The sequence below is a fragment of the Microbacterium sp. nov. GSS16 genome (assembly GCF_028198145.1).
Classification (GTDB): Bacteria; Actinomycetota; Actinomycetes; order Actinomycetales; family Microbacteriaceae; genus Microbacterium.
Window position 1 is genome coordinate 2,514,588 of record NZ_CP116338.1, and the last position, 16,995, is coordinate 2,531,582.

Consider the following 16,995-nt stretch of genomic DNA (forward strand, 5'->3'; position numbering starts at 1 on the left):
CCTCAGACGAGGTCGATCTCGCCGCGGTAGACGAGCTGCGCGGGCCCCGACAGGGCGACGTGCTCGCCGTCCTCCGCGGGGAACATCCGCACCCCGAGCACCCCTCCGGGCACCTCGACGCGCCACTGATGCGGCGCTTGCGACCCCGCCCAGTGCCGTACCGCGAGGGCGGTCGCCGCCACACCCGTGCCGCAGCTGAGCGTCTCGCCGACACCGCGCTCGTGCACGCGCATGCGCACATGCCCGATCCCGTCTCGTACCAGGGGCTCCCCCGGCACCACGAACTCGACGTTCGCGCCGTCGACCGGCGCGGGGTCGAGAATCGGTGTCGGGTTCAGGTCGACCCCGGCGAGCTCGTCGTCGGATGCCAGGGCGACCACGACGTGCGGATTGCCCACGTCGATGCCGAGGCCAGGGCGCGGGACCGAAAGTCCCGCCGCCCGCGCGAGCGGCTCGCCGCCGACGAGCTTCCACAGGCCGAGATCGACCTGGTAGCCGTTCTGGGAGCGCAGCACATCGCGCACCCCGGCCCTCGTGCCGATGGGCAGCGTCGAGCCGCTGTCGATCGTGGCGAGGCCAGCGCGAAGCAGGTAGTGCGCGAAGACGCGGATGCCGTTGCCGCACATCTCGGCGATCGACCCGTCTGCGTTCCGATAGTCCATGAACCACTCCGCATCCGGCTCCTCGGCCAGAGCCGCCGCGCATTCGGGAATCGACGCGGATCGCACCACGCGCAGCACGCCGTCGGCGCCGACGCCGAAGTTGCGGTCGCACAGGGCCTGCACCTGAGTGGCCGTGAGATCGAGAGCGCCGTCGGCGTCTTCGATGATCACGAAGTCGTTGCCCGTGCCGTGCCCTTTGGTGAATGCGACCATGCGAACAGTCTAGAGAGCGTCGGAACCCCCGACCCGGTACCTGCCGCACATGAAGCTGCGGTTGCGCGCCACATCGATCAGCTCGAGGTCCACTCGCCGTGGCAGGAGCGGCGCCCCGGATCCGAGCATGACCGGCGCGTACTGCACCCAGACTTCGTCGAGCAGCCCGGCGTCGGCGAACTGGCCGGCCAGGTCTCCCCCGCCGACGATCCAGAGGTCCTTCCCCTCGGCCGCCGCCGTCATCTCGGCATGCACCTGACGCACGTCCTCATGTGTGAAGCGCACGTCGCCCCGTGCCGGAGCGGGGATGTCGCGGTGGGTGAACACCCAGGTCGGCTGCGCGTAGTCCCATCGTCCCTCCTCGTGCCGCATGACCCACTCGAACGTGGACGATCCCATGGCGAGAGCCCCGATCACGGCGATGAACCCGGGATAGGCCATCGGACCGTTCTCGTCGATGTCCTGGCTGAGCAGCCAATCCAGCGAGTGCTCGGGCGTGGCGATGAACCCGTCGAGTGACGAGGCGGTGTAGTAGTGCGTGGCCATGCGCCCATCGTGCCTGCAGCCGCCGACGCCCGCCAGAGTCAGTCGATGAGCGAGTCGACGTCGACGGGGTGCTCGGCCCATTCGATGTCGGGGTAGCGCTTGAACCACGACACCTGTCGCCGCGCGTAGCGGCGAGTGAGCGCCTGCGTCTCGGCGATCGCCTCATGCTGGGTCAGCTCGCCGCCCAGCTGCGCGAGCGCCTGCGCGTATCCGATCGCGCGTGACGCGGTGACGCCCCTCTCGATGCCGTCGGCGCGCAGGCGGTCGACCTCTTCGAGCATCCCGTCCTGCCACATCCGCTCCACGCGCCGGTCGAGGCGCTCGACGAGCTGCTCTCGCGGCGTGTGGAGGCCGATGATCCGTGTCGCGGGATGCCACAGCTCGGGCTTCTCGGGCAGAGCCGCCCCGTGCGTCGCGCCGCCCTGCTCGATGACCTCGAGCGCGCGGACGATACGGCGTCCGTTCTTCGGATCGATCCGGGCGGCGGTCTCGGGATCGCGCGCGCGCAGCTGCTCGAACACCGCTCCGGCACCGTGCGCGTCGAGCTCAGCCTCGAGACGGGCTCTGACGGCGGCATCCCTCGGGGGGAAGCGGAAGTCGAAGATCACGCTCGAGACGTACAGTCCGGAGCCGCCGACGAGGATCGCATCGCCGCCGTGGGCGTGGATGGCTGCGATCGACTCTCGGGCGCGTGGCTGATACCAGGCGACCGCCGCCTCGTCGGCGACCTCGCGGACGTCGAACAGGTGGTGCGGGATGCCCCGCCGCTCGGCGACGGCGAGCTTAGCCGTGCCGATGTCCATGCCCCGATACAGCTGCATGGCATCGGCGTTGACGATCTCGGCCGGATTGCCGCGTGCGCGCAGCCGCTCGGCGAGGTCGAGAGCGAGCTCGCTCTTGCCGGTGCCCGTGGCGCCGACCACCGCCCAGAGCCGCGGGTGGCCTGGTCGCGCCGAGTGCGGGGTCAAGACCCCGCGGGGCGCAGGGTGGGCAGGCCCAGCGAGACGGCGCGCGGCGCACCCGACTCGCCAGCCGTGGCGGGAACCCCGCACGACGCGGCCTGCGCGCGGTCCCATGCGTCGCCGCCTCGGGTGCGGCGGATGCGCAGCGGCGCACCGGTCGGATCGTCGGCGAGGAGATGGAACGGCGCGCCGTGCGTGATCTTGACGGTGACGACGTCGCCGGGGCGCGGCAGCTCGGACCCCGACGTCACCTCGAAGTGCACCAGACGGTTGTCCTCTGCGCGACCGGTGAGGCGGTGCGTGGAGGCGTCCTTCTTGCCCTCGCCGACCGAGACCAGCACCTCGACTTCACGGCCGACCTGCTTCTGGTTCTCTTCCAGCGAGATCCGCTCCTGCAGCGCGATGAGGCGCTCGTAGCGCCGCTGCACCACATCCTTGGGCACCTGGTTCGGCATGGTCGCGGCGGGCGTGCCCTCGCGGATGGAGTACTGGAACGTGAAGGCGCCTGAGAAGCGGGACTGCTCGACGACGCGCATGGTGTCTTCGAAGTCCTCATCGGTCTCGCCGGGGAAGCCGACGATGATGTCGGTGGTGATGGCGGCGTGCGGGATGCGCTCGCGCACCTTCTCGATGATGCCGAGGTAGCGCGAGCTGCGGTACGAGCGGCGCATCGCCTTGAGGACGCTGTCGCTGCCGGACTGCAACGGCATGTGCAGCTGCGGCATGACGCTGGGGGTCTCGGCCATTGCGTCGATGACGTCGTCGGTGAAGGCTGCGGGGTGCGGGCTGGTGAACCGGATGCGCTCGAGCCCCTCGATCTCGCCCGCCGCACGCAGCAGCTTGCTGAACGCCTGGCGGTCGCCGAATTCGACGCCGTAGGAGTTGACGTTCTGCCCGAGCAGAGTGACCTCGATGGCCCCGTCTTCGACGAGCAGGCGGATCTCATTCAGGATGTCGCCGGGCCGGCGGTCCTTCTCCTTCCCGCGCAGGCTCGGCACGATGCAGAACGTACAGGTGTTGTTGCATCCGACCGAGATCGACACCCAGCCGCTGTGCGCGGAGTCGCGCTTGGTGGGCAGGGTCGAGGGGAAGACCTCGAGCGACTCGAGGATCTCGAGCTCCGCCTCGCCGTTGTGGCGGGCGCGCTCGAGCAGCCCCGGCAGGGAGCCCATGTTGTGCGTGCCGAAGACGACGTCTACCCAGGGCGCCTTGTCGAGCACGGCCTGCTGATCCATCTGCGCGAGGCACCCGCCGACGGCGATCTGCATGCCCTCGTGCTTGTCCTTCCGGGACTTCAGATGCCCGAGGGTGCCGTAGAGCTTGCCGGCGGCGTTGTCGCGGACGGCGCACGTGTTGATGATGACGATGTCGGCCTCGTCGCCGGCATCAGCCCGCACGTACCCTGCGCTCTCGAGCGAGCCGGAGAGACGCTCGGAGTCGTGCACGTTCATCTGGCAGCCGAAGGTGCGCAGCTCGTAGGAGCGACGGCGCCCATCGGCGGCGATCGCCGCGTCGGAGAGCGCGATGATCGTCGGTTCGGAGGAGAGAGAAGACATGGTGCGTCCATTCTACGAGCCGCCCGGCCTGGTGGCTGAGCGGCCCGTAGAGCGGATGCTCAGTCGGAGTCGACGAACCGGACGCCCGAGGGCCGCATGCCGGGGCGGGTCGCCGCACGACGCACGCCGACCTCGCTCAGAGCTGTGCGAGCGGCGTCCATCGCGACCGATCCGCCGTAGCCGCGACGGGCGAGCTGCCCGTGAAGCCGGCGCAGGGCGGTGTCGTACTCGAGGCGGCTCATGCCGGATGCCTTGCTGCGGGCGAACTCCAGTGCACGCTCGGCATCGTCGTCGGGCAGCTCTGCGAGTGCGTCGTCGACGATGTCGCGCGGGATGCCGCGCTGCGCGAGCGATCGAGCCAGGGCGATGCGGCCCTGTCCCTTTCGCTCGGAGCCCGAGGTCACCAGCAGCGACGCCAGCGTGTGATCGTCGAGATAGCTGCGGCGGAGGAACTCATCGATCACGTCTTCGATCGCGTCGCGATCGAGGCCGTTCTCGCGCAGAACCGATCGCGCTTCCGAGACCGACAGCTGCTTGGCGCGGAGCTTGCGCACCAGGGTCTCCTCGGCGCGCTGACGGATCTCGTCGGCGTCGGGTTCGACCGGCGCTGGCTCGTCATGGGCGTCGCCCGGATCGTCGAATCGCACGCCGGCCGGCGCGGGCGCGGCCCTCACGGAGTCCGTGGCAGGGCCGACGCCACGCGCGCCACCGAAGAGCGGGATCACCGGCGCGAGCTTGTCAGCGGATGACATGACTCACCACGGTTGTTGAGCGACGTCGAAACACGTCAGCGGATGACATCAGGCCGGACGACGCTCGGCGAGCTCGTCGACGGTGGCCTCGGCCTTGACGCCGACGCCCAGCTTCTGCTTGATCTGCGTCTCGATCGCCATGGCGATGTCGTCGTTCTTGATCAGGAAGTTGCGGGCGTTCTCCTTGCCCTGCCCGAGCTGATCGCCGTCGTAGGTGTACCAGGAGCCCGACTTCTTGACGATGCCGTGCTCGACGCCGAAGTCGATGAGGCTGCCCTCGCGCGAGATGCCTACGCCGTAGAGGATGTCGAATTCGGCCTGCTTGAAGGGCGGGGCCATCTTGTTCTTGACGACCTTGACGCGGGTGCGGTTTCCGACCGCTTCGGTGCCGTCCTTCAGCGTCTCGATTCGACGGATGTCGAGGCGGACCGAGGCGTAGAACTTCAGCGCCTTACCACCGGCCGTCGTCTCCGGAGAACCGAAGAACACACCGATCTTCTCGCGCAGCTGGTTGATGAAGATGGCGGTGGTCTTCGTCTGGTTCAGCCCACCGGTCAGCTTTCGCAGTGCCTGCGACATGAGTCGGGCCTGCAGACCCACGTGCGAGTCGCCCATCTCGCCCTTGATCTCCGCCTCGGGAACGAGGGCGGCGACGGAGTCGATGACGACGAGGTCGATCGCGCCCGAGCGGATCAGCATGTCGGCGATCTCGAGCGCCTGCTCACCCGTGTCGGGCTGCGAGACGAGCAGCTGATCGATGTCGACGCCGAGCTTGCGCGCGTACTCGGGGTCGAGCGCGTGCTCGGCGTCGATGAACGCGGCGATGCCGCCCGCGCGTTGCGCGTTGGCGATCGCGTGCAGCGTGAGCGTGGTCTTACCAGACGACTCGGGACCGTAGATCTCGATGATGCGTCCGCGCGGCAGACCTCCGATGCCCAGGGCGACGTCGAGGGCGATCGACCCGGTCTGGATGACCTCGACGGGAGCGCGCTCGTCGCTGCCCAGTCGCATGATCGAACCCTTGCCGAACTGACGCTCGATGTGCGCGAGCGCGGAGTCCAGGGCCTTCTCGCGGTCGTCGGTTGATGGCATGACGTGCTCCTCTGTATCTCGAAGTTCTGCCGCCTGTAGGCTGTCGCGGCCGTTCCGGATGGAGTGACTCTGCGACAAGGCGTATGGCTCAGTGCCACATCCCTCACCGTACGAGCAGCCACCGACATTGGATCGGCGACAGCGTCTGATGTGGAGAAGATGACCTCAAGACCACTTGTGCAGAACACTACGCGGACATCGAACACATCTTCGACGACACGCCGAAAGCGAACCGCGGAGTTTCGTTCAGCGCTCGCGGGGATCCAGGCGCCCGACGCCGTAGCGACGCGTCGCGGGAACGTCGGTCTCGTCGCACAGCGCGAGCCAGATGTCGCGCGGGGGAACACCGGCATCCAGCGCCTCGCGCGCCGTCCTGCCGAGCGACCCGAGGATCAGGTCGTGCACAAGAGAGTCCGCGCGGCCGCCGAACTCATCGGCGACCGCGCGGAGGAACTCGCTTCGTCTCATGGGAGTCGCTGCAGCGTCAGTGCAGCGACAGCTCGGGCTCGACCTCGGCGACGAGGTCGTCTGGCACCACATCCGGGAACGGGCTGAGGCCCTCGAGCACGGAGATGCGGTCACCCACTTCGCGCATGATCGTCGAGATCGGCACATCGAGCGCTTCGGCGACCGATGCGAGGATCTCGCTCGACGCCTCCTTCTGACCGCGCTCGACCTCGCTCAGGTAGCCGAGGGCCACTGAGGCCTTGCTCGCGACCTGTCGCAGGGTGCGCCCCTTCTGCAGGCGGAAGTCCCGCAGCACATCGCCGATTTCCTGTCTGACGAGGATCATCGGAACCTCCTCTCCTTCGCGCCACCCGGAACCTGCTCCGAGGGGATCGCCAGTCTAACCCGACCGGGTGTCGTTGAATCTACTGTTTCTCGCTGTGTTTGAGTTGTGAGTGAACGACTTGTCACACAGGGAGGAACGCCGGCGCGCGAGGCGCTATTCCCGCACGGCGTCCAGCGCCGCCGCGATGGCCGCCGCGGTCGCCTGGGCGCGGATCTCGGCGCGCGTCCCCATGAACAGATGCGGGATGCTCCATGCGCCCGTCGGGGTGACGACGCCGATGTGCACGGTGCCCACCGGCTGGCCGTCGGGCGAGTCGGGCCCGGCGATGCCCGTGGTCGCGATGCCGACGTCCGCGGGGCGCGCATCGACGGCCATAGCCCGCCGCACGCCCTCGGCCATCTGCACGGCGACGTCCGGATGCACCGCACCATGCTCGACGAGCAGACCGGCGTCCACGCCGAGCAGGGTGTGTTTGACCGGCGTGGCATAGGCGACCACGCCGCCCAGCAGCGTCGCGGACGCACCGGGGACCGACACGATCTCGGAGGCGACTGCTCCGCCGGTGAGCGACTCGGCCACGCCCAGCGTCCAGCCGCGCTCGCGCAGAGCGGCGACCAGCAGCTCGGCGTCGGTCATCCGGCCCTCCGACGACCGCGCACCTGTGCCACGACGTAGTCGATGCCGCTCGCGACGGTGAGCACGAGCGCCAGGATCATCAGCACCTGCGTGACCACGACCCAGGCCGTCTGACCGACCAGGCCGTGCAGCGGCAGCAGCGCCCAGCTCAGGGCGATGCCCTGGACGACGGTCTTGATCTTTCCCATCCAGGCCGCGGCGACCACGTGCTCGTGCACGAGAGTGAAGCGGTGGATGGTGATCGCCCACTCCCTGATCAGGATCACGACGATGATCCACCAGGGAACCTCGCCGAGGATCGCCAGCCCGAGGAAGCCCGCACCTGTCAGCAGCTTGTCTGCGATCGGGTCCCACAGCTTGCCGAAGTCGCTGACGATGTCGTACCTGCGGGCGAGGTAGCCGTCGACCCAGTCGGTCGATATGGCCAGCACGAACAGCACGGCGGCCACCCAGCGCATGACGATGTCGTCGGCGCCGAATGTGCCTGCAATGAGCAGGAGCACGAAGAAGACGACCGCGAGAGGGATGCGCGCGACCGTGATCGCGTTGGGGAGCTGCCGGGGAATCGCCATCAGTCGCGCCCCGTCAGGCCCCAGGCGTCCTCGTCGCCGTCGTCATCACTCTCCACCACCGGCAGCCCTTCGAACTGCCGGGCCACCGGGTCGTGGCCGTACTGGTCGGCGGAGGCGGACGCGCTCGCGGCCGGCGCGGCCGGCGCGGCCGGTGCCGGCGCGTCCTCGCCGCGCAGCTTCGCGAGCACACCGGGAAGCTGCTCGGATGTCACCAGCACATCGCGGGCCTTGGATCCCTCGGATGGGCCGACGATCTCGCGCGACTCGAGCAGATCCATGAGACGACCGGCCTTCGCGAAGCCGACGCGCAGCTTGCGCTGCAGCATCGAGGTCGAGCCGAACTGCGACGACACGATCAGCTCGGCGGCGGCGAGCAGCAGCTCGAGGTCGTCGCCGATGTCCTCGTCGACCTCCTTCTTGCGCGCCTCGGCAGACTCCTGCACGTCGGGCCGGTACTCCGGGCGCGCCTGCTGAGTGACGTGCTTGACGACCGCCGAGATCTCGGCCTCGTCGACCCAGGCGCCCTGCAGACGGAACGGCTTCGACGAGCCCATCGGCGAGAAGAGCGCGTCTCCCTGGCCGATGAGCTTGTCAGCACCCGGTGCGTCGAGGATGACCCGGCTGTCGGTCACGCTCGTCACGGCGAACGCGAGTCTGGAGGGCACGTTCGCCTTGATCAGGCCCGTGACCACGTCGACGCTGGGGCGCTGCGTGGCGAGCACGAGGTGGATGCCAGACGCGCGGGCCAGCTGCGTGATGCGCACGATCGAGTCCTCGACGTCACGCGGGGCGACCATCATCAGATCGGCCAGCTCGTCGACCACGACCAGCAGGTACGGATAGGGCTTGAGCACGCGCTCGCTGCCCGGCGGAACCTGCACCTCGCCGGCGCGGACGGCCTTGTTGAAGTCGTCGATGTGGCGGTACCCGAACGACGCCAGATCGTCGTAGCGCATGTCCATCTCCTTCACGACCCACTGCAGCGCTTCCGCCGCCTTCTTGGGGTTCGTGATGATGGGCGTGATCAGGTGCGGCACACCGGCGTAGCTGGTCAGCTCCACCCGCTTGGGGTCGATCAGCACCATGCGCACATCGGCGGGGCGGGCTCGCATGAGCAGGCTCGTGATCATCGAGTTCACGAAGCTGGACTTTCCCGACCCCGTCGAACCGGCCACGAGCAGGTGCGGCATCTTGGCCAGGTTCGCCACGACGATGTTGCCGCCCACGTCCTTGCCGACGCCGATGGTCAGCGGATGCGTGCTCTTCTGCGCGGCGCTCGAACGCAGCACGTCGCCGAGCGCGACGGTCTCCTTGTCGACGTTGGGGATCTCGATGCCGATGGCGCTCTTGCCGGGGATGGGCGACAGGATGCGCACGTCGTTCGATGCGACCGCGTAGGCGAAGTTGTTGCTCAGCTGAAGGATCTTCTCGACCTTGACGCCGTGACCGACCTCGACCTCGTACTGCGTGACCGTCGGTCCGCGTGAGAAGCCGGTGACCTTGGCGTCGACCTTGAACTGCTCGAGCACGCTGGTGATCTGCTCGATCGTGCGGTCGGTGGCGTCCGAGCGCACCACCGGCGGCGGTCCCGACTTAAGCACCGCCGTCGAGGGCAGCACGTACGGAGCCGCTGGCGCCTGCAGCCCCTTCTCCCCCGGTCCGTCGGTCCCGAAGCCGTCGAGCCCTGGCAGCTCACCGGTGGATCCGGAGTCGTCGAGCAGCGCGGTCGTGTTCTGCTCACCGAGCATCCCGGTGAGGGCGCTGACGTCGGAGAGCACCTCGGTCGCTGCATCCGCCCCGCCGTGCGCGGGCTCGTCGTCGACGATGACCGCCTGGTCGTACGCGGTCTTCTGGGCGGGCTCGTCGAAGAGAGCCGTGATGGCCTGGGAGTCGACGTCGTCGTCCGGCGTCTCCTCCCGCCCGCTCTTGTTGCGGCGCCACCACGGCAGCGCGTCGTCGTTCTCCGCGTCGTCAGCGGCGCCCGCCTCCTCGGCGGTCTGGCGCAGGGGGCGCTCGGCGCCGAACATCCACGCGTACAGATCGCCCAGTCGCTCGCCGATGCGGTTCGGCGGCGTCTTGGTGAGGATCAGGATGCTGAGGACGGCCAGCATCGCGAGGACGATGTACGCGACGGCCGGGGTCAGGAAGGCCAGCGGCTCACCGAGCATCCAGCCGAAGAGGCCACCGGCGGCGCTGAGCTCGGGCATGCCGTCGCGCGGCTGCGGCCGGACGATCGCGCCGGTCGCCCCGGTCGTGCCCGATGCGACGTGCAGGATGCCGGCGAGCGAGAGCACGAAGAGCCCGAAGCCGATCCCGATCCGGCCGTTGTCGTGCACCGACGACGGATGCCGGAACAGCCAGCCCGCGAGAAGAAGCAGCAGCACGGGAAGCACGAACGCGACCCGGCCGACCAGCAGCCCCCAGGTGAAGGCGCTGACGTTCTGCGCGATCACGTCGCCGATGAAGAACCACTCGACCACGCCGCCGACGATGGCGAAGAGCACCAGCAGCAGCGGGAAGCCGTCGCGCCGCTGGTCCTTCTCGAGGTTCTCGGGTCCGAACGCGCGGAACAGACCGCCCACGCCGTGCGCGAGCCCCAGCCACATGCGCACCCCGAGCGGCGGCCGCTCGGCGTCGTCGATGTACTTCTTCGGAGCCGGAGCGGCTTTCGCGCTCGATCGGGCCGTCGTCTGCCGCTTCGGGCGAGACGAGCTCGCGCTCTCGGACGCGCGCTCGGACTTGGTGGTGCTCCTGGCCATGTCATCCACGGTACGGCCGACGGCGGACAACGGCCCGCAGTGACGCGGCTTTGCGCGGTATCAGGCCTCGATCACGAGGGGCACGATCATCGGGCGGCGGCGCAGCTTCTGGTTGACCCAGCGACCGATCGTGCGACGGATGATCTGCGAGAGCGCGTGGTTGTCGCGCACGCCGTTGCTCGCCGCCTCTTCGAGGGCGGCGACGATCTTCGGCGTGATGTCGTCGAACACGCGGTCTTCCTCCGCGACGCCGCGCGCATGGATCTCGGGGCCCGAGATGATGCGTCCGGTCGAGGAGTCCACGACGACGATGACGGAGACGAAGCCCTCTTCGCCGAGGATCCGGCGATCCTTCAGGTCTGCGTCGGTGATGCCGCCGACCGTCGATCCGTCGACGTACACGAAGCCGATGTCGAGCTGCCCCGCGACCCGCGCCTCGCCGTCGCGGAGGTCGATGATGGTGCCGTTGCCCCCGACGATCGTGCGCTCCTCGGGGATGCCGGTGTCCTGCGCGAGCTTGGCGTTCGCGATCAGGTGGCGGTACTCACCGTGCACGGGCAGCACGTTCTTCGGCTTCAGGATGTTGTAGCAGTAGATCAGCTCACCGGCCGCAGCGTGTCCCGAGACGTGCACCTTCGCGTTGGCCTTGTGCACGACGTCGGCGCCGAGCTTGGTGAGCCCGTCGATGACGCGGTAGACGGCGTTCTCGTTGCCCGGGATCAGGCTCGAGGCGAGGATGACGGTGTCGCCCTCACCGGGCTCGATCGCGTGGTCGAGATTCGCCATGCGGCTGAGCACGGCCATCGGCTCACCCTGCGAGCCGGTGGACATGTAGACGATCCTGTCGTCGGGCAGGTCGCGCGCCTTCTTGTAGTCGATCAGCACGTTCGCGGGCACCTTGAGGTACCCCAGCTGCTCGGCGATCGTCATGTTGCGCACCATGCTGCGGCCGAGGAAGGCGACGCGACGCCCGTGCGCGTGCGCGGCGTCGATGACCTGCTGCACGCGGTGCACGTGGCTGGAGAAGCTGGCGACGATGACGCGGCGGCGCGCCTTGCCGATCACCTGCTCGAGCACGGGGCCGATGGAGCGCTCGGTCGGTGTGAAGCCGGGCACGTCGGCGTTCGTGGAATCGACGAGGAACAGGTCGACGCCCTCCTCGCCGAGACGCGCGAAGGCGCGCAGATCGGTGATCCGTCCGTCGAGCGGCAGCTGGTCCATCTTGAAGTCGCCGGTCGCCAGCGCGAGGCCGGCAGGGGTGCGGATGGCGACGGCGAGGGCATCCGGGATCGAATGGTTGACCGCGACGAACTCGAGGTCGAACGGCCCGACCCTCTCTTCCTGGCCCTCCTTCACCGTGAGCGTGAAGGGCTTGATCCGGTGCTCTTTGAGCTTCGCCTCGACGAGCGCGAGCGTCAGCCCCGATCCGATCAGCGGGATGTCCTGCTTCAAACGCAGCAGGTACGGCACCGCGCCGATGTGGTCTTCGTGGCCGTGGGTCAGCACGACGCCGACCACGTCGTCGAGGCGATGCTTGATCGGCTCGAAGTCCGGCAGGATCAGGTCGACGCCCGGCTGGTGCTCTTCAGGGAAGAGCACGCCGCAGTCGACGATGAGGATCTTGCCCTCGTACTCGAACGTGGTCATGTTGCGACCGACCTCGCCCAGACCGCCCAGCGGGGTGACCCGCAGCGTTCCGGGGGCGAGCGGCTCGGGGTCGGCGAGGGGGAAGGTCATTCGGTCTCCTCAAGCGGGCGTGTGAGGCCCGGTCATGTCGGTGTCAGCGCGCAATCGCGCTCATCGTGTGGTGCCGTGCACCTTGGGCAGTGCGCCGCCCGCGGCCGCGTTGCGGTCAGGGCGGAAGTTCGAGAAGTCGGCGCCCGCGACATCCTTGACGAGGGCGAGCTCGTCCTCGATGAGGGCCGCCTCCCACTCCTCCGGCCCCACGAGGGGCAGACGCACGCGGGGGCTGTTGATGCGACCCAGGCCGTGCAGGATGTACTTGGCCGACACGGTGCCGGGCACGTGCGTCATCGCCGCGCGCACGAGCGGCTCGAGACGCTTGTGCTCGGCGGTCGCCGTGGCGAGGTCGCCGCGGTTCACCGCGTCGACGATCGTGCGGTAGGGCGCCGAGGTGATGTTGGCGGTGACGCCGATCATGCCCGTGGCGCCGATCGAGAGGTGCGGGAGCACGTTCGAGTCATCGCCCGAGAAGTACATCAGATCGGTCTGGTTCAGCACGCGGCTGACCTCGCTGAAGTCGCCCTTGGCGTCTTTCACGGCGAGGATGTTGGGGTGCTTGGCCAGGCGCAGGATCGTCTCGTACCTGATCGGCACGCCGGTGCGGCCGGGGATGTCGTAGAGGATGACAGGCAGATCGGTCGCGTCGGCGACGAGCCGGAAGTGGGTCAGGATGCCGGCCTGGGTCGGCTTGTTGTAGTACGGCGTGACGATCATGATGCCGTCGGCGCCGGCCTTCTCGCTCGCCTTGTACAGCTCGATGGCGTGCGCGGTCTCGTTGGACCCTCCGCCGGTGATGATCTTCGCCCGCCCCGCCGAGACGTCCTTGCCGACCTCGACGAGACGGATCTTCTCGTCGTCGGTGAGTGTGGAGGTCTCGCCGGTCGTCCCGGTGACGACGATGCCGTCGGCACCGTCGCTGATGACGCGGTCCATGTGCTTCTCGGTGGCCGGCCAGTCGACCTCGCCGTCGGCGGTCATCGGGGTGACCAGTGCGACGAGCACCTGTCCGAAGGGATTCTCCGCGTGCGTCATCCTCTCAGCGTAGCGTTTCACCGCCCGGCGCCGGGACCCGCGTCAGACGCGACCGCGACGTGCGATGCCGGAGGTGAGCCGGCTGGGCAGCACGCGCGTGAGCGCGACGATGAGCTTGTACCTCAGCGAGGGGATCGACACGGGGCGGCCGAGCGCGGCATCCCGCAGGCCTGCGCGCACGACCCGGGGTGCGTCCAGCCACATGATGCCGGGCACGCCCTCCCGGCCCGGCGTGAGCCCCATCCTCTCGTGGAAGCTCGTGTGCGTGAAGCCGGGGCACAGCGCCGTGACGCTGATGCCGTCCCGGGCATACTCGGCGTTCGCCCACCGGCTGAACCCGATCAGCCACGCCTTGCAGGCGGAGTAGGTGGAGCGGGAGATGAATCCGGCCACGGATGCCACGTTGATGATCCGTCCGCCGCGGCCGCGCATCGCGCGGATGGCCGCGTGCATGAGTCGCATCGACGCCTCCACGTGCACGCGCAGATGCCGCACCTCGTCATCGATCGGGTTGTCGGCGAACTGCAGGGGCAGCCCGAAGCCCGCGTTGTTGACGAGCAGGTCGATCGGGGCTGCGGCGTCGGCGACCCGCTCCGCCACGCGGTGCAGGTCGGCTTCGAGCGCCAGGTCGGCGACGATCAGCTCGACGTGCACGCCGTGCTCCTCGCGCAGCTGTGAGGCCAATGTCTCGAGGGCGTCGGCGCTGCGCGCCACGAGAACGAGGTCGGCGTGTCGCGCGGCGAGCTGCCGCGCGAACTCGGCGCCGAGTCCTGCGCTGGCTCCAGTGATGAGTGCGGTCGGCATCAGCGCTCGTATCCGAGGAAGCGGTACCGGATGCCGGTGCGGGACGTCTGCCACTCCCCTTCGTCGACCAGACGCCAGCCGTCGACCGAGGGTGCATACGCGTCGCCGTCGACCTCGATGTCGAGCTCGGTCACCTCGAGGCGGTCGGCGTCGCCGATCACCTGCCGGAAGATCTCCGCTCCGCCGATGATCCAGACGCGATCCTGACCCCGCACGGCCTCGGCGATGCCGGCGACGCGACGAGCGCCGTCCGCACTCCAGTCCTGACTGCGGGTGATGACGATGTTCTCGCGGTCGGGCAGCGGGCGGAAGCGCTCGGGCAGCGAGTCCCACGTGCGGCGGCCCATGATCACGGGCGTGCCCGAGGTGACCTCCTTGAAGTGCGCGAGATCCTCGGGCACGTGCCAGGGCATCCCTCCGTCGGCTCCGATCACGCCGCCTCTCGCCTGGGCCCAGATAAGCCCTGCCCAGGTCATACCGCCACCGCCGCTCGGATCGCCGGGTGATGCTGATAGCCCTCGACGACGAAGTCCTCGTAGCGGTAGTCGAGGATCGACTCCGGCGTGCGCGCGATCTTCAGCGTGGGATAGGGATACGGGTCGCGCCCGAGCTGCTCGCGGACCTGCTCGACGTGGTTGTCGTAGATGTGGCAGTCGCCGCCGGTCCATACGAAGTCGCCGGGTTCGAGCCCGGTCTGCTGCGCGACCATGAGGGTCAGCAGCGCGTAGGAGGCGATGTTGAACGGGACGCCGAGGAACAGATCGGCGCTGCGCTGGTAGAGCTGGCACGACAGCCTGCCGTCGGCGACGTAGAACTGGAACAGCGCGTGGCACGGTGCGAGCGCCATGTCGGGGATGTCGGCGGGGTTCCACGCCGACACGATGAGGCGGCGCGAGTCCGGTGTCGCTCTGATCTGCTCGATCACCTGGGAGAGCTGATCGATGTGGCCGCCGTCCGGTGTCGGCCAGGAGCGCCACTGCACTCCGTACACCGGTCCGAGGTCGCCTGAGGCGTCGGCCCACTCGTCCCAGATCGTCACGCCGTTCTCCTGCAGCCAGCGCACGTTGGAGTCGCCGCGCAGGAACCACAGCAGCTCGTATGAGATCGACTTGAAGTGCACGCGCTTGGTGGTGATCAGGGGAAACCCCTGAGAGAGGTCGAACCGGATCTGGCGTCCGAAGACGCTGGTCGTGCCCGTACCCGTTCGGTCGTCCTTATGGGTACCCGACTCCAGCACGTCACGCAGCAGATCTTCGTATGGTGTCGGCACGACTGCACTCATGCCAGCAACGATACGTCACGCGATGTCACACTCGGGCGCGGCTGCGGCGTTCGACGTAGCCTCGACCCATGCCGCTCGAGACCGCCCTGCTCACCGTCGGCACCCTGCTGTTCGCGACCGTCGGCGTCGGGGCGGTGTGGCGGGTGCTCGACGGCCGGCGCCGGCGTGCATCCGGTCGCGTCGACGTCGTTCGCCTTGGCCTGACGCCGGGCCGAGCCGCCTTCGTCCTGTTCAGCACCGAGACCTGCGCTCGCTGCCCGCAGGTCAGACGGATGCTGCACGGAGTCGTCTCGGATCGCGGTGCGCTCGTCGTGCACGATGTGGATCTCACGCACCGCGCAGATCTGGCCGCGAAGAACCGCGTCCTGAGCACGCCGACCACGCTGCTCGTCGACGCCGATGCTCAGGTCGTCGCCCGATTCACCGGCGTGCCGCGCCGGGAAGCCGTCATCGCCGCTCTCGACGAACTGCCCGCCCTCCAGGACGCCTCATGACCTCGCACACCACGATCGACCCGCGGGCTCCGCGATTCGCCGCATGGATCACCTCCGCACTGCTGCTCATCGCGACCGTCTTCGCGCTGACCGGCATCGCGGCATCGAGCGCGAGCGCGTCGTTCGGGTGGTTCGCGTATCAGCCCCTCGCATCCTCGACGTTCCCCGGTGGTCATCGGCTGATCGGAACGGCGTCCGTCGCGGAGCGGGCATCCGACCCGGGCTTCATCATCGCCTCGGTGGTGGCCGCCCTGTTCGTCTGGGGCGTCGTCTCTCCGTCCACCTCACCGTGGTCGGTGCTGTTCCGCACGTCGGTCCGCCCTCGCCTCGCCCCTCCCGTCGAACTCGAGGATGCGCGCCCGCCGCGCTTCGCACAGGGTGTCGGGCTGATCGTCGTCGCAGCCGGGCTGGTGCTGCACCTCGCAGGTGTGCCGCTGGCCCTCCCGATCGCGACCTCCGCGGCGTTCGTCGCGGCCTTCCTCAACGCGGCGTTCGGCTTCTGCCTGGGCTGCCAGCTCTATCTGCTGCTGCAGCGCGTGAGCCCGCTCGGACGCGGCGGAGCGTCCGCCTGAGTGCTGTTCCCGCGGAGCCTGCGTCTGGATAGGCTGGCCGGGCGACGCGAATCCGCGTAGCGATGCCACGAGCGATTCTCGGAGGAACAATGACCGTCACCAGCGAAGCCGCAACCACCTGGACCGGATCCCTGATGGAGGGCTCGGGCACCGTCGCCTTCTCGAGCTCGAACCTCGGCACCTTCCCGATCGACTGGAAGTCGCGCAGCGAAGGGTCCGAGTCGACCACGACGCCGGAGGAGCTGATCGCCGCAGCGCACGCGTCGTGCTTCAGCATGGCGCTCTCGCACGCCCTGGCCGAGAACGGCACCCCGCCCGAGCGGGTGAACACCTCGGCGTCGGTGACCTTCAAGCCGGGCACCGGCATCACCGGCAGCCACCTGAACGTCAACGCGAGCGTTCCCGGCCTCACTCCCGAGAAGTTCCAGGAGATCGCCGAGGGCGCCAAGACCGGATGCCCGGTCTCGCAGGCGCTCGCCGGCATCGAGATCACCCTCGAGGCCAGCCTCGCCTGAGATCCGCGTC

General features: G+C 68.8%; 19 protein-coding genes. 3 read left to right on the plus strand and 16 right to left on the minus strand.

Annotated elements, in window-relative coordinates:
• Nucleotides 1–2 precede the first annotated feature (2 nt).
• The 16 genes from dapF to PGB26_RS12060 all read right to left on the minus strand — a co-directional run bounded on the left by dapF (nt 3) and on the right by PGB26_RS12060 (nt 15,404).
• A complete protein-coding gene (gene dapF, locus PGB26_RS11985) occupies nt 3–875 on the minus strand; it encodes a diaminopimelate epimerase (protein WP_271637853.1) in 873 nt (290 codons plus the stop codon).
• Nucleotides 876–884: 9 nt separating this feature from the next.
• Nucleotides 885–1,421 carry a dihydrofolate reductase family protein gene (locus PGB26_RS11990; protein WP_271637854.1) on the minus strand — a complete coding sequence of 179 codons (537 nt, stop codon included), beginning with the start codon at nt 1,419–1,421 and terminating at the stop codon, nt 885–887.
• Between the two features lie 38 nt (nt 1,422–1,459).
• The gene (gene miaA / locus PGB26_RS11995; protein ID WP_271637855.1) at nt 1,460–2,344 is read right to left on the minus strand and encodes a tRNA (adenosine(37)-N6)-dimethylallyltransferase MiaA; all 885 of its coding nucleotides are present in this window, start codon (nt 2,342–2,344) and stop codon (nt 1,460–1,462) included.
• A gap of 41 nt (nt 2,345–2,385) precedes the next feature.
• Nucleotides 2,386–3,939, minus strand: a complete 1,554-nt coding sequence (miaB, locus tag PGB26_RS12000; RefSeq protein WP_271637856.1) for a tRNA (N6-isopentenyl adenosine(37)-C2)-methylthiotransferase MiaB — start codon at nt 3,937–3,939, stop codon at nt 2,386–2,388.
• A 59-nt stretch (nt 3,940–3,998) separates the two neighbouring features.
• A complete protein-coding gene (locus PGB26_RS12005) occupies nt 3,999–4,691 on the minus strand; it encodes a regulatory protein RecX (RefSeq protein ID WP_271637857.1) in 693 nt (230 codons plus the stop codon).
• Nucleotides 4,692–4,739: 48 nt separating this feature from the next.
• Nucleotides 4,740–5,783, minus strand: a complete 1,044-nt coding sequence (gene recA / locus PGB26_RS12010; RefSeq protein ID WP_182252964.1) for a recombinase RecA — start codon at nt 5,781–5,783, stop codon at nt 4,740–4,742.
• Between the two features lie 246 nt (nt 5,784–6,029).
• On the minus strand, nt 6,030–6,251 hold the full coding sequence (locus PGB26_RS12015) for a DUF3046 domain-containing protein (RefSeq protein ID WP_271637859.1): 222 nt from the start codon (nt 6,249–6,251) through the stop codon (nt 6,030–6,032).
• Nucleotides 6,252–6,267: 16 nt separating this feature from the next.
• Nucleotides 6,268–6,576 carry a helix-turn-helix domain-containing protein gene (locus PGB26_RS12020; RefSeq protein ID WP_071642381.1) on the minus strand — a complete coding sequence of 103 codons (309 nt, stop codon included), beginning with the start codon at nt 6,574–6,576 and terminating at the stop codon, nt 6,268–6,270.
• A gap of 153 nt (nt 6,577–6,729) precedes the next feature.
• Nucleotides 6,730–7,212, minus strand: coding sequence for a CinA family protein (locus tag PGB26_RS12025; RefSeq protein ID WP_271637861.1), 483 nt, complete (start codon nt 7,210–7,212; stop codon nt 6,730–6,732).
• Nucleotides 7,209–7,784, minus strand: a complete 576-nt coding sequence (gene pgsA / locus PGB26_RS12030) for a CDP-diacylglycerol--glycerol-3-phosphate 3-phosphatidyltransferase (RefSeq protein WP_271637862.1) — start codon at nt 7,782–7,784, stop codon at nt 7,209–7,211. The genes PGB26_RS12025 and pgsA overlap by 4 nt, the downstream gene beginning before the upstream one ends.
• Nucleotides 7,784–10,543, minus strand: a complete 2,760-nt coding sequence (locus PGB26_RS12035) for a DNA translocase FtsK (RefSeq protein ID WP_271637863.1) — start codon at nt 10,541–10,543, stop codon at nt 7,784–7,786. The genes pgsA and PGB26_RS12035 overlap by 1 nt, the downstream gene beginning before the upstream one ends.
• Nucleotides 10,544–10,603: 60 nt before the next feature.
• Nucleotides 10,604–12,280 carry a ribonuclease J gene (locus PGB26_RS12040; protein ID WP_271637864.1) on the minus strand — a complete coding sequence of 559 codons (1,677 nt, stop codon included), beginning with the start codon at nt 12,278–12,280 and terminating at the stop codon, nt 10,604–10,606.
• Nucleotides 12,281–12,340: 60 nt separating this feature from the next.
• Nucleotides 12,341–13,318 carry a 4-hydroxy-tetrahydrodipicolinate synthase gene (dapA, locus tag PGB26_RS12045; RefSeq protein ID WP_271637865.1) on the minus strand — a complete coding sequence of 326 codons (978 nt, stop codon included), beginning with the start codon at nt 13,316–13,318 and terminating at the stop codon, nt 12,341–12,343.
• 42 nt (nt 13,319–13,360) lie between these two features.
• Entirely contained in the window at nt 13,361–14,122 is a 762-nt protein-coding gene (locus PGB26_RS12050; RefSeq protein WP_271637866.1) for an SDR family NAD(P)-dependent oxidoreductase, read from the minus strand.
• Entirely contained in the window at nt 14,122–14,598 is a 477-nt protein-coding gene (locus PGB26_RS12055) for a dihydrofolate reductase (protein ID WP_271637867.1), read from the minus strand. The genes PGB26_RS12050 and PGB26_RS12055 overlap by 1 nt, the downstream gene beginning before the upstream one ends.
• Nucleotides 14,595–15,404 carry a thymidylate synthase gene (locus PGB26_RS12060; protein WP_271637869.1) on the minus strand — a complete coding sequence of 270 codons (810 nt, stop codon included), beginning with the start codon at nt 15,402–15,404 and terminating at the stop codon, nt 14,595–14,597. The genes PGB26_RS12055 and PGB26_RS12060 overlap by 4 nt, the downstream gene beginning before the upstream one ends.
• 68 nt (nt 15,405–15,472) lie before the next feature.
• Here PGB26_RS12060 and PGB26_RS12065 point away from each other — a divergent pair, with 68 nt between their 5' ends.
• The 3 genes from PGB26_RS12065 (at nt 15,473) to PGB26_RS12075 (ending at nt 16,985) form a co-directional block, all read left to right on the plus strand.
• On the plus strand, nt 15,473–15,898 hold the full coding sequence (locus PGB26_RS12065) for a thioredoxin family protein (protein WP_271637870.1): 426 nt from the start codon (nt 15,473–15,475) through the stop codon (nt 15,896–15,898).
• Nucleotides 15,895–16,470, plus strand: coding sequence for a DUF4395 domain-containing protein (locus PGB26_RS12070; RefSeq protein ID WP_271637871.1), 576 nt, complete (start codon nt 15,895–15,897; stop codon nt 16,468–16,470). The genes PGB26_RS12065 and PGB26_RS12070 overlap by 4 nt, the downstream gene beginning before the upstream one ends.
• A gap of 89 nt (nt 16,471–16,559) precedes the next feature.
• Nucleotides 16,560–16,985 (plus strand): OsmC family peroxiredoxin, encoded by a 426-nt coding sequence (locus PGB26_RS12075; protein WP_071642358.1) that lies wholly within the window; start codon nt 16,560–16,562, stop codon nt 16,983–16,985.
• Nucleotides 16,986–16,995: the final 10 nt, after the last annotated feature.

What these genes read in the sequence shown, in the direction of transcription:
- PGB26_RS12055 (WP_271637867.1), bottom strand. Translation starts at nt 14,598, where the DNA reads ATGACCTGGGCAGGGCTTATCTGGGCCCAGGCGAGAGGCGGCGTGATC.
- PGB26_RS12005 (WP_271637857.1), bottom strand. Translation starts at nt 4,691, where the DNA reads ATGTCATCCGCTGACAAGCTCGCGCCGGTGATCCCGCTCTTCGGTGGC.
- recA (WP_182252964.1), bottom strand. Translation starts at nt 5,783, where the DNA reads ATGCCATCAACCGACGACCGCGAGAAGGCCCTGGACTCCGCGCTCGCG.
- PGB26_RS11990 (WP_271637854.1), bottom strand. Translation starts at nt 1,421, where the DNA reads ATGGCCACGCACTACTACACCGCCTCGTCACTCGACGGGTTCATCGCC.
- PGB26_RS12040 (WP_271637864.1), bottom strand. Translation starts at nt 12,280, where the DNA reads ATGACCTTCCCCCTCGCCGACCCCGAGCCGCTCGCCCCCGGAACGCTG.
- PGB26_RS12070 (WP_271637871.1), top strand. Translation starts at nt 15,895, where the DNA reads ATGACCTCGCACACCACGATCGACCCGCGGGCTCCGCGATTCGCCGCA.
- PGB26_RS12035 (WP_271637863.1), bottom strand. Translation starts at nt 10,543, where the DNA reads ATGGCCAGGAGCACCACCAAGTCCGAGCGCGCGTCCGAGAGCGCGAGC.
- miaB (WP_271637856.1), bottom strand. Translation starts at nt 3,939, where the DNA reads ATGTCTTCTCTCTCCTCCGAACCGACGATCATCGCGCTCTCCGACGCG.
- dapF (WP_271637853.1), bottom strand. Translation starts at nt 875, where the DNA reads ATGGTCGCATTCACCAAAGGGCACGGCACGGGCAACGACTTCGTGATC.
- pgsA (WP_271637862.1), bottom strand. Translation starts at nt 7,784, where the DNA reads ATGGCGATTCCCCGGCAGCTCCCCAACGCGATCACGGTCGCGCGCATC.
- PGB26_RS12020 (WP_071642381.1), bottom strand. Translation starts at nt 6,576, where the DNA reads ATGATCCTCGTCAGACAGGAAATCGGCGATGTGCTGCGGGACTTCCGC.
- PGB26_RS12060 (WP_271637869.1), bottom strand. Translation starts at nt 15,404, where the DNA reads ATGAGTGCAGTCGTGCCGACACCATACGAAGATCTGCTGCGTGACGTG.
- PGB26_RS12065 (WP_271637870.1), top strand. Translation starts at nt 15,473, where the DNA reads ATGCCGCTCGAGACCGCCCTGCTCACCGTCGGCACCCTGCTGTTCGCG.
- dapA (WP_271637865.1), bottom strand. Translation starts at nt 13,318, where the DNA reads ATGACGCACGCGGAGAATCCCTTCGGACAGGTGCTCGTCGCACTGGTC.
- PGB26_RS12050 (WP_271637866.1), bottom strand. Translation starts at nt 14,122, where the DNA reads ATGCCGACCGCACTCATCACTGGAGCCAGCGCAGGACTCGGCGCCGAG.
- PGB26_RS12015 (WP_271637859.1), bottom strand. Translation starts at nt 6,251, where the DNA reads ATGAGACGAAGCGAGTTCCTCCGCGCGGTCGCCGATGAGTTCGGCGGC.
- PGB26_RS12025 (WP_271637861.1), bottom strand. Translation starts at nt 7,212, where the DNA reads ATGACCGACGCCGAGCTGCTGGTCGCCGCTCTGCGCGAGCGCGGCTGG.
- PGB26_RS12075 (WP_071642358.1), top strand. Translation starts at nt 16,560, where the DNA reads ATGACCGTCACCAGCGAAGCCGCAACCACCTGGACCGGATCCCTGATG.